This is a genomic window from Sinomonas susongensis, from assembly GCF_005877005.1.
Classification (GTDB): Bacteria; Actinomycetota; Actinomycetes; order Actinomycetales; family Micrococcaceae; genus Sinomonas; species Sinomonas susongensis.
In genome coordinates this window covers 1-15,520 of sequence record NZ_SSNH01000004.1, presented here as the reverse complement: position 1 = coordinate 15,520, position 15,520 = coordinate 1, and the positions used below count along the sequence as shown (strand labels likewise).

Genomic DNA, 15,520 nt, shown 5'->3' with positions numbered 1-15,520 from the left:
CGCCTTCGCCGGTCGAATTGATCGGCGGAACGAAAGGACCGGCGGAACGAAAGGACCGGCGGAACGGAAAGGACCCCATCGCTGAATCGCGACGGGGTCCTTTCCTCTGCAGTGCGCCCCCCGGGACTCGAACCCGGAACCCATTGATTAAGAGTCAATTGCTCTGCCAGTTGAGCTAGAGGCGCAGCTTTCGCTGAGCGGGATCCTGACGGGCCGCAAAGCCCCTGAGGGCTTCGTTTTCGGCCGCGCTGCGTCCCCCGCAACGACATGAGACTTTACACGGTTCCGCGCCCAGAGTGAAATCGGGGACGCAGGCATCCGCAGTGCCGTCGATCACGTCGCCCACAGCCGCCCGGCGTCGCCCCGCCCGCAAGGCTACGCTGGCGTGATGAGCACTCCCCCAGCCACAGCGCGGCTTGCCCCGGGCGACGCCGCCCCGGACTTCACGCTGCCTGACTCCAACGGCGGCACCACATCGCTCTCGGACCTCCGCGGGCGCAAGGCGATCCTGTATTTCTACCCTCAGGCCGACACCCCGGCCTGCACTCAGCAGGCGTGTGATTTCCGCGACAGCCTGGCTCCGCTCGCCGCCGCGGGCTATTCGGTCGTCGGAATCTCGCCGGACCCTGCCTCAGCCATCGTCGACTTCGCGGAGGCGCAGCACCTCGGCTTCCCGCTCCTCGCCGACGAGGGGCACGAGATCGCCGGGCGCTACGGGGCGTGGGGAGAGAAGAAGAACTACGGACGGACCTACGAAGGCCTCATCCGCAGCACGTTTGTCCTCGACGCGGAAGGCCGGATCGAGCTGGCCCAGTACAACGTGCGCGCCAAGGGACACGTCGCGAAGCTCCGGCGCGACCTCGGCCTCGGCTGACCCGAGTGCCGCCTGGACCCACTGTCCGGGCACTCCCGCTAGACTGACAGACGGTCCCGCCGAGTTCGGTGCGGGCCCCGCGCGAGTGGTGGAATTGGCAGACACGCAGGATTTAGGTTCCTGTGTCTTCGGACGTGAGGGTTCAAATCCCTCCTCGCGCACCACCTCCGGCATGAGCACGAGCCCGGCCGTGCAGGAACGACACCTGGGGACGGGCGCCGGGCACGCGGCGGGAAAGGCATAGGCATAGGAGTGGCGCGAGGCATCAGGCGCAGGGATCTGCTTCAAGCGGCAGCGGTCACGGCATTGCTGGCAGGGTGCACGCCTTCGCCGCAGCCGAAGCCGACCGCCTCATCGAGCCCGACCCCCACGTCGAACCAGAAGTTCACCTTCGGAACGCCGGCTTCCCCCATCGGCCTCGACCCGGCCCTGACAGCAGACATCGAATCGTGGCGCGTCGCCCGCCAGGTCCTCGAGGGACTTCTGACGACCGACCCCGAGACGGGGGCGCCGGCTCCTGGGCTGGCGATCCAGTGGACGCAGAGCGCGGACCTCCTCTCGTACACGTTCACCCTCCGGCAGGGGGTCCGGTTCCACGACGGCACTCCGTTCACCGCCGCCGACGTGAAGTTCAACTTCGACCGGTGGTTCGGATTCTCCCCCTCCCTCCGCGCCTCCCGGGGCGTCCTTCCCTTCACGGCCGCGTTCCAGGCCCATTCCGACGCACCGCAGCTCTCCCTCTACAAGGGCTGCACCGTCCTCGGGGACTACCGGGTCCGGCTCGACCTCACCTCGCCGCTCACGGGACTGCTCCAGGCCCTCACGGCCCCCGCCTTCGCGATCTCATCGCCGACCGCGCTCAAGGCGGGCGCGGCCGACGTCGAGGACCAGCCGTCCGCCGGAACCAGGATCTCCCGCTACGCCCAGCATCCCGTCGGCACGGGACCGTTCCGCTTCAAGGCGTGGAACTCCGACCAGATCCTCCTCGAAGCCTCCCCCGACTACTGGGGGACCCGGGGCCAGATCGGGCAGCTCACCTTCGTGGTGTACGACCAGGCCCAGAGCCGGCTCGACGCGCTCGTCAGCGGCAGGATCGACGGCTACGACGCCGTGACCCTCGACAACATCGAGACCCTCGTCCGCAAGGGCCTCCAAGTCGTCCGTCGCGACCCGTTCTCCGTCATGTACCTCGGCATGAACCAGTCCGTGCCGATCCTCCAGAACGAGAACGTGCGCCTCGCCGTCGCCTCCGCCATCAACAAGACTGCGCTGATCACGCCGATCTTCCTCGAAGACACGAAGCCAGCGGCCCAGTTCCTCCCGCCCAAGCTGAACGGCTTCAACCAGGCCGGCGGCTTCCCGTCCTTCGACCCTGAGAAGTCCAAGCGGCTCATCGCCCAATCGGGCTACCGGGGCGAGCCGCTCAAGTTCTACTACCCCCTCGACGTCACGCACCTGTGCCTGCCCTCTCCGGAGAAGGTCTATGCGGAGCTGAGCTCGCAGCTCACGCTCGTCGGGCTCAACATCCAGCCCGTGCCCGTCGCGTGGTCGGACGGCTACCTCGAGCGTGTGACCACAGCAGGGGATCACGCGTTCCACCTGCTCGGCCGCTACGGGACGTACGCCGATCCCGACGACTTCCTGGCCTCGCTCTTCGGATCGAAGAACGGGGAGTTCGGCTTCTTCGACGCGCAGCTCTTCAGCAAGCTCGGGCGGGCCCGCGGCCTGCCCGACGGCAACGACCGGACGCAGGCGTACCAGAACATCAACGCGCAGATCGCGAGCACGGCCCCTGCGGTCCCCATCGCCTTCCCGATCTCGGCCGTGGCCCTCTCGAGCCGGGTGGACACGTACCCGACGTCCCCTGTGCTCAACGAGACGTTCAACCACGTGGTCCTCACTTCGCAGCCCTGAAAAAATGAGGGGGAACCCCTTGACGCACAGGCACGCGGGGATTTAGAGAACCGCCCGCCGAGGGATATTCTGCCTGTGGTCCATATGCGCAGGGAGAGTCAGTGACCTTCATATCCACCACTCGGTCCGCCGACGTCGTCTTGATCGGCGGGGGCATCATGAGCGCAACCCTCGGGGCGTTCATCAAGAAACTTGAACCGGCCTGGAACGTGGTGCTCTTCGAGCGCCTCCCGGCCGTGGGGCTCGAGAGCTCGGGCCCGTGGAACAACGCGGGGACCGGCCATGCGGCCTACTGTGAGCTCAACTACACGCCCCAGGCGAAGGACGGCTCGATCAGCCCCGCGAAGGCGCTGGGCATCAACGAGGGCTTCCAGCTCTCGCGACAGTTCTGGTCCCACCTCGTCCGCCAGGGTGACATCGGGGATCCCACCCGGTTCATCCACACGGTCCCGCACATGAGCTTCGTCCTCGGCGACGCCCATGCGGACTACCTCAGGAAGCGCTTCGAGGCCCTCCACCCCAACCCGCTGTTCAGCGAGATGGAATTCAGCGAGGACCCGGCACAGATCGCGGAATGGGCGCCGCTCGTCATGGAAGGGCGAGGCGGGGGCCGCGTCGCAGCCAACCGGGTCGCCTCCGGCACCGACGTCGACTTCGGCACGCTGAGCCGGGAGCTCGTCGGCTATCTGGCCAGCAACGGCGTCGAGGTCAACTACGGAACGGACGTGACCGATGTCTCCCGTTCTCGCGGGGGCTGGGACATCGCCACGAAGCACACCGCCTCGGGCGAGCGCGGGCGCATCCACGCGAAGTTCGTGTTCATCGGTGCGGGCGGCGGGGCGCTCCACCTCCTGCAGGCGTCGGGGATCCCGGAGAGCAAGGGCTACGGCGGGTTCCCCGTGTCCGGCAAGTTCTTCCGCAGCACGGACGAGTCGATCGCGGCGCGCCACAACGCCAAGGTGTACGGCCAGGCGTCGGTGGGCGCTCCCCCGATGTCGGTTCCGCACCTCGACACCCGCTACGTCGACGGCAAGCGCTCGCTCCTCTTCGGGCCCTATGCCGGCTTCTCGACGAACTTCCTCAAGAACGGCTCGCTCCTCGACCTGCCCCTCTCGATCCGGCTCGGGAACATCGTGCCCATGCTCGCGGTCGCGAAGGACAACATGGATCTCACCGCCTACCTCGTGAAGGAGGTGGCGAAGAGCCACAGCGCGAAGGTCGAGGCGCTCCGCGAGTACTTCCCGCTCGCCGACGGCGACAAATGGGAGCTCATCACTGCGGGGCAGCGCGTGCAGATCATCAAGAAGGACCCGCAGAAGGGTGGCGTCCTGCAGTTCGGCACTGAGGTCATCACGTCGCGTGACGGGTCCGTCGGCGCCCTGCTGGGCGCTTCGCCCGGCGCCTCCACGGCGGTTCCGATTATGCTCGAGCTCATGCGGAGGTGCTTCCCCAAGAAGTACCGTGGCTGGGAGGACAAGCTCCGCGAGATGATGCCGGGCTACGGCGTCAAGCTCAATGAGAATCCCGACCTGCTGGCCGAGGTCGCTGCCACCACAGCCGACGCCCTCCAGCTGGCGGCCACCGCCCAGTAACGCACAGGCATCCGGCGGCCCGCACCGTGGTACGGTGCGGGCCGTCGTCGTTCGACGGGAGACCACCCTATGTTCCGGCTCGCGAGCCTTTCGATGTCAAACAAGGCTCTCATCGCGCTCATCACGGTCTTCGCCGCCGTGTTCGGCGTGATCACCATGGGGACGCTCAAGCAGGAGCTCATCCCGTCGATCGAATTCCCACAGCTCACCGTCGTGACCTCGATGCCGGGCGCATCGCCCGACGTCGTCGACAAGCAGGTCGGGCAGCCGCTCGAGAAGGCGCTCCAAGCGGTCGAAGGCCTCGAGAGCAGCGCGTCGACGTCGCGCACGGGTGTCTCCACGATCCGGCTCTCCTTCCAGTACGGGACCGACCTCGACCGGGCGCGCAACCAGATCGACCGAGCGATCTCGAACGCCAAGTCAGAGCTCCCCTCGGACGTCTCCCCCAATACCCTGGCGGGGAGCATCACGGATTTCCCGATCGTCTTCCTCGCAGCGTCGTCCGACCGCCCGCTGAGCGACCTCCAGAATGAGCTCACGCAGCAGGTGGTCCCCTCCCTGTCGAAGATCGACGGCGTCCGAAGCGTCGACATCACGGGTGGCGCGACCCGGCACATCCAGATTCAGCCGGACCCCGCGGCTCTCGCGGCCCGCGGCGTGGATGTCGGGGCGATCAAGACCGCTCTGCAGAACAACGGCTCGCTTGTTCCGGTCGGCACCGTGACCGACCAGGGGCGCACGCTCTCCCTCCAGGCCGGCAGCCCGATCGACTCGACCGACGCGGTCAAGGGGCTCCCGCTCGCCGGGGCGACGCAGCCCACCACGATCGGCGACGTCGCCGCCGTCGCCATCCAGGACGACGCAGCCACCTCGATCACCCGCACCGACGGGAAGCCCACGCTCGCGGTCTCCGTGACGAAGAAGCCCGACGGCGACACCGTCGCGATCTCGCACGCCGTCCGGAACGCGGTCCCCTGCCTCCAGTCGGCGCTCGGCTCGAACGCCAAGCTCACGACCGTCTTCGACCAGGCACCGTTCATCGAGAAGTCCATCCAGGACCTCACGACCGAGGGCCTCCTCGGCCTCGGCTTCGCGGTCCTCGTGATCCTCGTGTTCCTGCTCTCCGTCCGTTCGACGCTCGTGACGGCGGTCTCCATCCCGCTCTCGCTCCTCATCACGTTCATCGGTCTCTTCGCGGCGCACTATTCGCTCAACATCCTCACGCTCGGCGCACTCACGATCGCCATCGGCCGCGTCGTGGACGACTCGATCGTCGTGATCGAGAACATCAAACGCCACCTGAGCTACGGCGAGGAGAAGACGACGGCGATCCTCGCCGCGGTCCGCGAGGTCGCCGGCGCCGTGACGGCCTCGACCCTCACGACAGTCGCGGTCTTCCTCCCGATCGCGTTCGTCGGAAACCTTGCGGGCGAGCTGTTCCGACCGTTCGCGCTCACGGTCACGATCGCGCTCCTCGCCTCCCTCGCGGTCGCCCTCACCATCGTGCCCGTCCTGGCCTACTGGTTCCTCGGCCGCAAGCCGCGGCCCGCCGTCGACCGGGCCGAGGTCGAAGCACGCGCCCACGAGAAGGAGAAGCGCAGCCTCATCCAGCGCGGCTATCTCCCGATCCTGCGCTCGACCCAGCGGCACCCGGTGTGGACGCTCGTCGCGGGCGCCGTCGTCCTCGTCGGGACCTTCGCCCTCACGCCCCTCCTCCCGACCAATCTGCTCGGCAATTCCGGGGAGAACAGCTTCACGGTGAGCCAGACGATGCCGCCGGGCACGAGCCTCGACGCGACAAGCGCCGCGGCCGGCAAGGTGGAGGACGTCCTGAGGCACATGGACGGCATCAAGACCGTGCAGGTCACCGTCGGCAACTCGACGACCGGATTCAGTGCGTTCCTCTCCTCAGGTGCCTCGAGCGCGACGTTCACGGTGATCACCGACGAGAACAGCGACCAGCTGGCGCTCCAGCAGCGCGTGCGGAGCGAGCTCGCCGGCCTCAACGGCGTCGGCCAGGTGAACCTCAGCCAGCAGCAGGGTGGTTTCGGGACGGCGTCCACCGTGGACGTGACTGTCAAGGCGCCCGACGCCGCCTCCCTCTCCAAAGCCAATGACGCCGTCGTCAGTGCGCTCCAGGGCGTTCCCGGCGCCACGGGCGTCACGAGCAATCTCGCAGCCGCCCAGCCCGTCGTGCAGGTGAAGGTCGACCGCGCGAAGGCCACCGCTGCGGGTCTCAACGAGCAGCAGGTCGGGGCGATGCTCGCGGCGACGGTCAGCCCGATTCCCGCGGGGACCGTGCGGATCGACACCACCGACTATCCCGTGCTCATCGGGAAGGGCACCCAGTTCTCCAGCGTCGACGCCGTCCGGGCGCTGCCGCTCCCGGGCGCCCACGGCCTCACCTTGGGGGCGATCGCGAGCGTGGAGGCGCTGAACGTGCCGGTCACCGTGACGAGCACATCCGGCCAGCGCACGGCGACCGTCTCGGTCACCCCGGGCGATTCGAACCTCGGCACCGTGAGCGCCGCGGTCCAGCAGCGCGTGAACAACCTCTCTCTCGACGCCGGGGCCACGGCGTCGGTGGGCGGCGCGGCGAGCCAGCAGGCGGACTCGTTCCGCCAGCTGGGACTGGCGCTGCTCGCCGCGATCGCGATCGTCTACGTCGTCATGGTCGCCGCGTTCAAGAGCCTCATCCAGCCGCTCGTGCTGCTCGTGTCCATCCCGTTCGCCGCGACGGGAGCCATCCTGCTCCTCCTCGCGACCGGGATCCCGCTCGGGCTCCCGGCCCTCATCGGCCTCCTCATGCTCGTCGGCATCGTCGTGACGAACGCGATCGTCCTCATAGACCTCATCAACCAGTACAGGCGCCCGAGTCCCGGACGGCCTGCCCTCCCGCTCGAGGACGCCATCGAGCGGGGGGCGCGGCAGAGGCTGCGGCCGATCCTCATGACGGCACTCGCGACGATCTTCGCCCTCACGCCAATGGCCTTCGGCCTCACCGGGGGCGGCGGCTTCATCTCGCAGCCGCTCGCCGTCGTCGTCATCGGCGGACTCGTCTCCTCGACTGCGCTCACGCTCGTCCTGGTGCCGGTGCTGTACCGGCTCGTCGAAGGGCGGCTCGAGCGCCGCCGGCTCCTCCGGGAGATCGCCGAGCCGCTCGTCCTCGAGAGCTGACGCCCCGGCCGGCAGCCAGGGCCGCCCCCGGGAAACAATCGGCAGCACTCCTCGGTTCAAAGTAGATGCAAATGCATGTACTCTGGGAAAGACACGAGGAGAGAGGTCATCATGCAGTTCGGAATCTTCAGCGTAGGCGACGTCACGCTCGACCCCACGAATGGCCGCATGCCGACGGAGGCCGAGCGGATCAAGGCCATCGTCCAGATCGCCCGGCACGCCGAGGAGGTCGGACTCGACGTCTTCGCGACCGGGGAGCACCACAACCCGCCCTTCTACCCGAGCTCGCCCACCACGCTGCTCGGCTACATCGGCGCGCAGACTGAGCGGCTCATCCTCTCCACGACGACGACGCTCATCACGACCAACGATCCCGTCAAGATCGCGGAAGACTTCGCGATGCTCCAGCATCTGGTCGACGGCAGGACCGACCTCGTCCTGGGGCGCGGCAACACCGCCCCCGTGTACCCCTGGTTCGGCAAGAACCCGCACGATGCGCTCGAACTCACGATCGAGAACTACGCGCTCCTCCGCCGCCTGTGGGATGAGGACGTCGTCGACTGGTCGGGCAAGTTCCGCACGCCGCTCCACAACTTCACCGCCACCCCGCGCCCGCTCGACGGCGTCGCTCCCTTCGTCTGGCACGGTTCCATCCGCACGCCGCAGATCGCAGAGCTCGCCGCGTACTACGGCGACGGCTTCTTCGCCAACAACATCTTCTGGCCCAAGGAGCACTACATCCGCCTCATCAACCTGTATCGCGAGCGCTACGAGCACTACGGCCACGGCAAGGCCCATCAGGCCATCGTCGGTCTCGGCGGCCAGTTCTTCATGCGCCGCAACTCGCAGGACGCCGTACGCGAGTTCCGGCCGTACTTCGACAACGCGCCGGTCTACGGCCACGGCCCCTCCCTCGAGGACTTCACGTCCCAGACCCCGCTCACCGTCGGCAGCCCGGCGGAGTTCGTCGAGAAGACGCTCGCGTTCCGCGACTACTTCGGGGACTACCAGCGGCAGCTGTTCCTCGTGGACCACGCGGGCCTTCCGCTGAAGACGGTGCTCGACCAGCTCGACCTCCTCGGGGAGGTGCTCCCCGAGCTCAAGGCCGGCTTCGAGGCCGGGCGTCCGGCCGACGTCCCCGAGGGTCCGACCCACGCCGCGCTCCTCGAGCGCAAGGCCTCACCCGAGCCGGCAGAGGCACAGGCGCCCGCCGAGGCACATGCGGAGGCGGAGGCAGCGAAATGAACGCCCCCTCCAGTGCCACGACGAGCCCCGCGCCATCAGTGCGGGACGCGGCCGAGGCGTGGGAGTCCCTCTTCCGGGCGCAGGTCGCCGTGATGCGGCGTCTCCAGGCCGACCCGGCATTCCGCGGGCTCGGCATCAAGGAGTACGACGTCCTCTTCACCCTCAGCGGCTGCCCGGAAAGCGGCCTGCGCCTCAACGAGCTCAACGACCATGTGCTGCTCGCGCAGTCGAGTCTCAGCCGGCTCGTCGAGCGGCTGGAGCGCAAAGGCCTCGTCACGCGCCGGGCAGCGCCCGACGATGCTCGGGGAATCCTCATCACCCTGACGGAGGCCGGGCGCGAGACCCAGCGGCGCATCGGCCGCGAGCATGTCCGCGAGATCGCCCGGCTCTTCGGCGGCGCGCTCGACGCCGAAGAGCTCGCCGAACTGAAGCGGCTCACCGCCAAGCTCCGCGAGCACGTCGTCGAGAACCATCCGCTCTGAGCAGAGGGTTCCTGCGCCGCGTCCGTTCCTCGGCCGATGGAGGAGCCGCTAGCCGATGACGGCGAGCGCTTCCGGATCGTCGTCCGGGAGCGATTCGTCGCAGTCCGCTGCGACAGCGAGCTTCCGCAGCACGAGGCTTCCGCCGACCGTCGAGAGGAATGCCGTGTCGGAGGAGTCGCGTCCAGCCGTGATCCGGAGCATGCCGGATCGCGGCGCGAGGCCAGTCGGGTCGATCACGTGCCACGACCCGTCGACGTAGGCCTCCGCGACGGCGTGGAAGTCCATGGGCCGCAACCCGGGAGCGTAGACCGCCGTGAGCCTCGCGGGAACGTCCTTGGCCCTCAGGAGCGCTATCGCGAGGTGCGCATAGTCCCTGCACACGCCACGGCGGTGCAGAAGGGTCTCCACCGCGCCGTCGGTCCCCCGGGACGAACCGGCAACGTACGAGAGCTGTTCGTGCACCCACTTGCGGACCGCGACCGCGAGCTGGGACCCGCCCATCCCCCCGAATTGCCCGTACGAGGTGGGCAGCAGGCGGTCGCTCTCCGCATAGCGGCTCGGCCGGACGTAGCGGATGAGGTCCATCTCGTCGACCGCGTCGGGAACGGCCCGGCCCCGCACGCTCGCGGTGTACTCGACGTCGACATCCGACGGGTAGTCGAACTCGAGGACGTGGAAGCGGCCGCCATGCCCGTCGACGAGTTCGCGCCAGGGGACCGGCTGGCCGTCGGCGGTCACGCTGAGCCGCTCGTCGAAGGACGCGTACCCGGCGTTCCGTGCGACGGCGACGGCCATTGCGACCTTCGTCCGCGCCACTGTGGTGAACGAGAGACGGGCGCTGACAGTACGCAGCATTGGGCTCCAGACGGCTAGGAGTCGAAAGGCCTAGGAGGTCTTCGTGAACTTCAGCGACATGATCATGCGCTGCGCATCGGCGAAGTCTCCCGACGCCCGGACGTAATCGGACGCCTGTGCAAGGTTATCGAATGCCTGCAGCGGGGCAACCTCCGCATTCGCGGCAAGCGGCGCGAGTTCCGTGACGTCGGAGAACGCGTAGCCGCCGGTGCCGGTCGGGCCCGGGACGATGTTGAGCAGGCGGCACGCCTTGCCGTCCTGAGCCGACGTCGTGACCCCCACGAGTCCGAAAGAGCCGAAGTACTTGTAGCCCTGGATCACCCGGAAGACGAAGCGCGGCGTGAGGGCCGTCGGACCGTCCTGGAACGGCAGGTTGACCGGCACGCTGTTGAGCACCGTGTAGGGCTTCGCCTGACCAGCGTCGCACGGCTGCGGGGTCGGCACCGGCAGACCCGTCTGGAGGCCCGCGACGAACGTCCCGTCGGCCTTCTTGACGTCGTAGTGCACGGCACCCGCGGCGGAGCCGGGGGCCAGCGGGGCCGACTGCACGATCCACTGGGCGGGCAGCTCGAAGCTGATCGTCTTCCCAGGGTCGGTGAAGGTCTTCCACTGGGCCGACGTCGCGCCCGCCGAGGTGCTGCCCGAGGGAGCTGGCGAAGCACTCGCCGAGGCGCTCCCGGGAACCACAGGAGTCCATTGGGGGCCGCTCTGACTCGCGCCGCACCCCGCAAGGAACAGCGCGCACAGGACGGCGCTGAGCAAAACACGCGCTCGAGGGCTGGCGGGGGTTCTGGCGGCGGTGCTTGTGGCGGCGCTGGCCTCCGTGCTGGCTTCGGTGCCAGCGGGGAGGACAGCGTGGCGGGCGACGACCATACCGACACCCTAGCGAACCGCGACAGCGGTAGTCTGGCGCCATGCTGGAGCAGGACGAGGACGGCCTCGCAATCCCCGCGCACGACGTCGCCGACTGGCGGCTCCGCGTGTTCGACCTCTATCAGCGGGTCCGCGCGGCGGCAAGCCCCCGCGAGGGCCACGACCTGTGGCGCCGTGAGCGGGACGTGCTCTTCGGCACCCACCCCGCCTCCGCCGTCGTCCCCGCGGACCGCACAGCTTTCCGCGGGCTGCACACCGCCCCCTACGACGCCGGCTTCCGCTTCGAGCTCCCGCTCCTCGCGGACGGCGCGGGCCAGGAGAGGCCCGTGCGGACGGGCACGGACGGTGTGGTGCCATTCGTGCGAATCGGAACGTTCGACGTGCCCGGGCTCGGCCGGCTCGCCGCGTGGCGGCATGCAGGGTATGGCGGGGGCGTCTTCGTGCCGTTCCGGGATGCCACGGCCGGACGGCCGGACGGGACCTATGGCGCCGGGAGGTATCTCGTCGACACGATCAAGGGGGCCTATCTCGGCGCCAGGACCGATCCGACCGGCGTCGCGGTCTACACGCTCGACTTCAACTTCGCGTACAACCCCTCCTGCGCCTACAACGAGGCGTGGGCCTGCCCCCTCCCCGGCCCGGAGAACCGTCTTGCGGCGGAGATACCCGTAGGCGAGCTGTACCCGCCGCTCGAGCGGTAGGCCATACGCCCAGGGGTCCCGTGGCCGGTTGACAGTGCTGTGTGAGGAGTGCCATAGTCGTCGGGTGAACCTGTCTGACAGCCCTACAGCTAGACAGCGGGAGGCAATCCCCTCCGGCGCCCCGTCGCGGCCGCTCCCCCGCCTGAGCGCGGCCGAGGCTGTCCTCGCCGAACTGCGAGGCGCCATCGAGGCAGGCGACCTCCCGGTCGGCTCGAAGCTCCCTGCGGAGGCCGCTCTGGCGGCGCGCTACGGCGTCAGCCGCTCGGTGGTCCGGGAGGCGCTGCGCTCCTGCGCCGCGCTGGGACTCACGGAGACCCACACCGGCAAGGGGACCTTCGTCGTCTCGGGCCGCATCTCGGGCGACCTCGTGCTCGGCCGCTATTCCGCCCGGGACCTCACCGAGGCGCGCCCGCACATCGAGGTCCCTGCAGCCGGCCTCGCCGCCCTGCGCCGCAGCGACGAGGACCTCGCGACCCTCAAGGGCATCGTCGCCGACATGGTCCTCGAGGACGACCCAGCCGCGTGGGTCGCCCTCGACGCGGCATTCCACTGCCTCATCGCACGGGCAAGCGGCAACAAGGTCTTCGAAAGCGTCGTCGTCGACCTGCGCGAGGCGCTCTCCAACCAGTCCGAAACCCTCAACCTCGTCGCCGACCGCCAGCGCGCCTCCGACGTCGAACACCGCCGGATCGTCACCGCGCTCGAGGCCGGCTCCGCCGAGCTCGCGAGCGCCGCCATGGCTGAGCACCTCGCGGCAGTCAATGAAGCGCTCGGGTCCCTGGGAACCCCCGGACCCTAGCGGTCCTCCACACCGCCGATCACAATCCGCCTAGCGCCGTCCTCAGAGAGCCATGCCTTCCACCCCTGATCACTCCCCGTACGTCTCCCCCGCAGGCCGCGCCCTCGTGCTTCCGGGCCTCCCCGCCCACGTCCCACTCGCCGTACAGATCCGCGGCGACCTCGTCGAAGGCGTCCACTACGGAAGCGTGGCCGCAACGGCCGCTGACGGGACCCTCCTCTGGGAAGTGGGCGACTCGAGCGCTCCGGTCTATCCGCGCTCAGCGCTCAAGCCGCTCCAGGCGGTGGCCCTCGTGCGCGCGGGCCTCAGGCTCCCCGACGAACTCCTTGCGCTCGCCGCCGCGAGCCACAGCGGCGCCCAGCCGCATCGGGAGGGTGCACTGCGCATCCTCAGGCTGCACGGCCTCGGGATCTCGGCGCTCGAGAACACGGTCGACCTCCCGTACGGAGTGCCCGAGCGCGAGCAATGGCTCCACGATGGCGGGACAGCCGACCACCTCTGCCAGAACTGCTCCGGCAAGCACGCCGCCATGGCCGCCGTCTGCACGATCAACGGCTGGCCGGTCAGCGGATACCTCCAACCAGATCACCCGCTGCAGCAGCTCATCGCCGCCACCATCGCCGAGCTGACGGGCGAGGAGCCCGCGGCGTGGACCACCGACGGCTGCGGCACGCCGCTTCCCGCCCTCAGCCTCGCGGCAATGGCGCGGGCCTACGGGCGGCTCGCACGGGCCGCCGCGACAGACGACGGCGCGAATGGCGCCCTGAGCGCGGAAGCCGCCGTCGCCCGCGCCATGACGGCCCATCCCGGGATGGTGGCAGGCGAAGGCCGGGACGTCACCGCGCTCATGCGGCTCCTGCCGGGCGCCGTCGCGAAGGACGGCTTCGAGGGCATCCAGCTCGTCGGGCTTCCTGATGGCCGTGCAGTCGCCGTGAAGGTCTCGGACGGCGCCGACCGCGCCCGCATGCCGATCGCCGTGCGCGCGCTCGCCGCGCTCGGAATCCCCGAAGCCGCGCCCGACGCACCACTCGCGGGGCTCGCCGCCGCAACCGTCCTCGGTGGCGGCCGCCCGGTGGGAATCTTCGCCGCCCTCGACGACGCATTCCCCGCCTGAACCCTGCCCGTCTGCCGCTTTATCCTTCAGCCTCCCCCAGCTCCCCGGGCGTCCTCGCATGAAAGGCCTTCCCATGATCCGTGCCGCCGCGCCCCTCGACGACGCCGCGCCCCCGGCCTCCCGCGCCGGGCTCGCCGCGACGCGTCCAACGCGCACCGACCATGATCTCCTGGGCGATCGCGAGATCCCCGTCGACGCCTACTGGGGCGTCCACACGCTGCGCGCGGTCGAGAACTTCCCCATCACGGGGCAGCCGCTCTCGACCAACCCGCATCTCGTGCGAGGGCTGGCGGCGGTCAAGCTCGCCGCTGCGAGGGCGAACCAGGAACTCGGGCTTCTCGACGGGGAGCGCGGCGCCGCCATCGAGAAGGCGTGCCTCGAGATCCTCGACGGAGAGCTGGCGGATCAGTTCGTCGTCGACGTCGTCCAAGGCGGTGCGGGCACCTCCTCCAACATGAACGCGAACGAGGTCATCGCCAACAGAGCGCTCGAGCTGCTCGGCGAGGCGAAGGGCCACTACGCGAGGCTGCACCCGAACGACCACGTGAACCTGAGCCAGTCGACCAACGACGTCTACCCGACGGCGGTGCGGGTGGCGACGGTCTACGGCATCGAGGGCCTCCTCGCGGCGCTCACCTCGCTCGAGGATGCGTTCGCGCAGAAGGCAGCCGAATTCCGCACTGTGGTCAAGATGGGCCGGACCCAGCTTCAGGATGCCGTGCCCATGACTCTCGGCCAGGAGTTCGGGACCTATGCCGTGACGATCGGCGAGGACCGCGAGCGACTTCGCGAGGCCTCGCGGCTCGTGCACGAGATCAACCTCGGCGCAACCGCCATCGGCACCGGGCTCAACGCACCTCCCGGCTACGCGGAAGCGGCCTGCCGCCACCTCGGCGACGCCACGGGCCTGCCGCTCGTCACCGCCGTCGACCTCATCGAGGCAACCCAGGACATGGGCGCGTTCGTGCACCTCTCGGGCGTTCTCAAGCGGGTCGCCGTCAAGCTCTCGAAAATCTGCAACGACCTCCGCCTGCTCTCGTCGGGGCCGCGCGCCGGTCTCGCGGAGATCGTCCTGCCCGCGGTGCAGTCCGGCTCGTCGATCATGCCCGGCAAGATCAACCCGGTCATCCCCGAGGTGGTCAGCCAAGTGGCCTACGAGGTCATCGGAAACGACGTCACGATCACCATGGCCGCCGAGGCAGGACAGCTCCAGCTCAACGCCTTCGAGCCGATCATCGTGCACAGCCTCCACAAGAGCATTTCGCACCTCGAAGCCGCCTGCCACACCCTCACCGAGCGCTGCGTTCGGGGCATCACGGCGAACGCAGAGCGGCTTCGGGCGAGCGTCGAACACTCGATCGGCCTCGTCACCGCGCTCAACCCCTACCTCGGCTACGCGGCGGCGACGGCGATCGCCCAGGAGGCCCTCGCCACGGGGCGCGGCGTCGCCGAACTCGTGCTCGAGCGCGGGCTCCTCACCGCCGAGAGGCTGGAGGAGCTCCTCCGCCCCGAGCGCCTCGCGAATCTCAGCGCCTAGCCTTCCCTTCCAACCCCACCAACGAAAGGACGCCGATGTCCTCCACCGAGTCCGTCCCGCAGGACGGCGACCAGCAGCTCGCCGACCGTCTTGAAGACCGTGGCCACGCGCATTCGAGGGACCATGTGATCCATGCCGAGGATGCCGGCTACCACAAGGGGCTCAAGGCCCGCCAGATCCAGATGATCGCGATCGGCGGCGCGATCGGCACCGGCCTGTTCCTGGGCGCGGGCGGGCGCCTCGCCGCGGCCGGGCCCTCCCTCGTGCTCTCCTACGCGATCTGCGGCTTCTTCGTCTTCCTCATCCTGCGCGCCCTGGGCGAGCTCGTCCTGCACCGGCCCTCCTCCGGGTCCTTCG

12 protein-coding genes, 2 tRNA genes and 1 pseudogene are annotated in these 15,520 nt (G+C 69.2%); 12 read left to right on the top strand and 3 right to left on the bottom strand.

The window, feature by feature from the left end; genetic code table 11:
* Nucleotides 1-112 precede the first annotated feature (112 nt).
* Nucleotides 113-185: transfer RNA gene (locus E6A21_RS06605), tRNA-Lys, on the bottom strand.
* A gap of 203 nt (nt 186-388) precedes the next feature.
* Between E6A21_RS06605 and bcp the strand changes: the two genes are divergently transcribed.
* From bcp to E6A21_RS06570, 7 genes are all read left to right on the top strand, one after another.
* Nucleotides 389-874: a thioredoxin-dependent thiol peroxidase gene (bcp, locus tag E6A21_RS06600; protein ID WP_138443366.1), complete on the top strand. Its 486-nt coding sequence runs from the start codon at nt 389-391 to the stop codon at nt 872-874.
* A gap of 79 nt (nt 875-953) precedes the next feature.
* Nucleotides 954-1,038 (top strand) — tRNA-Leu (locus E6A21_RS06595).
* A gap of 88 nt (nt 1,039-1,126) precedes the next feature.
* Nucleotides 1,127-2,788, top strand: coding sequence for an ABC transporter substrate-binding protein (locus E6A21_RS06590; protein WP_246036247.1), 1,662 nt, complete (start codon nt 1,127-1,129; stop codon nt 2,786-2,788).
* Nucleotides 2,789-2,889: 101 nt separating this feature from the next.
* Nucleotides 2,890-4,380 carry a malate:quinone oxidoreductase gene (locus E6A21_RS06585; protein WP_138443365.1) on the top strand — a complete coding sequence of 497 codons (1,491 nt, stop codon included), beginning with the start codon at nt 2,890-2,892 and terminating at the stop codon, nt 4,378-4,380.
* Nucleotides 4,381-4,449: 69 nt separating this feature from the next.
* A complete protein-coding gene (locus tag E6A21_RS06580) occupies nt 4,450-7,557 on the top strand; it encodes an efflux RND transporter permease subunit (protein ID WP_138443364.1) in 3,108 nt (1,035 codons plus the stop codon).
* Between the two features lie 111 nt (nt 7,558-7,668).
* Nucleotides 7,669-8,802, top strand: a complete 1,134-nt coding sequence (locus tag E6A21_RS06575; protein ID WP_138443363.1) for an LLM class flavin-dependent oxidoreductase — start codon at nt 7,669-7,671, stop codon at nt 8,800-8,802.
* Nucleotides 8,799-9,284 carry a MarR family winged helix-turn-helix transcriptional regulator gene (locus E6A21_RS06570; protein ID WP_138443362.1) on the top strand — a complete coding sequence of 162 codons (486 nt, stop codon included), beginning with the start codon at nt 8,799-8,801 and terminating at the stop codon, nt 9,282-9,284. The genes E6A21_RS06575 and E6A21_RS06570 overlap by 4 nt, the downstream gene beginning before the upstream one ends.
* Nucleotides 9,285-9,332: 48 nt before the next feature.
* On the opposite strand, the gene E6A21_RS06565 is transcribed toward E6A21_RS06570, so the two are convergent.
* Together E6A21_RS06565 and E6A21_RS06560 are read right to left on the bottom strand one after the other, a co-directional pair.
* Entirely contained in the window at nt 9,333-10,139 is an 807-nt protein-coding gene (locus E6A21_RS06565; protein ID WP_138443361.1) for a transglutaminase-like domain-containing protein, read from the bottom strand.
* A gap of 30 nt (nt 10,140-10,169) precedes the next feature.
* Nucleotides 10,170-11,012 (bottom strand): hypothetical protein, encoded by an 843-nt coding sequence (locus E6A21_RS06560; RefSeq protein ID WP_246036246.1) that lies wholly within the window; start codon nt 11,010-11,012, stop codon nt 10,170-10,172.
* 41 nt (nt 11,013-11,053) lie between these two features.
* Here E6A21_RS06560 and E6A21_RS06555 point away from each other — a divergent pair, with 41 nt between their 5' ends.
* The 5 genes and pseudogenes from E6A21_RS06555 to E6A21_RS06535 all read left to right on the top strand — a co-directional run.
* A complete protein-coding gene (locus tag E6A21_RS06555; protein WP_138443360.1) occupies nt 11,054-11,713 on the top strand; it encodes a DUF1684 domain-containing protein in 660 nt (219 codons plus the stop codon).
* A 64-nt stretch (nt 11,714-11,777) separates the two neighbouring features.
* Nucleotides 11,778-12,512, top strand: coding sequence for a FadR/GntR family transcriptional regulator (locus E6A21_RS06550; RefSeq protein WP_138443359.1), 735 nt, complete (start codon nt 11,778-11,780; stop codon nt 12,510-12,512).
* A 52-nt stretch (nt 12,513-12,564) separates the two neighbouring features.
* A complete protein-coding gene (locus tag E6A21_RS06545) occupies nt 12,565-13,626 on the top strand; it encodes an asparaginase (protein WP_138443358.1) in 1,062 nt (353 codons plus the stop codon).
* A gap of 73 nt (nt 13,627-13,699) precedes the next feature.
* Nucleotides 13,700-15,163 carry an aspartate ammonia-lyase gene (locus E6A21_RS06540; protein ID WP_138443357.1) on the top strand — a complete coding sequence of 488 codons (1,464 nt, stop codon included), beginning with the start codon at nt 13,700-13,702 and terminating at the stop codon, nt 15,161-15,163.
* Nucleotides 15,164-15,198: 35 nt separating this feature from the next.
* A pseudogene (locus E6A21_RS06535) lies at nt 15,199-15,520 on the top strand (amino acid permease); the annotation flags it as partial.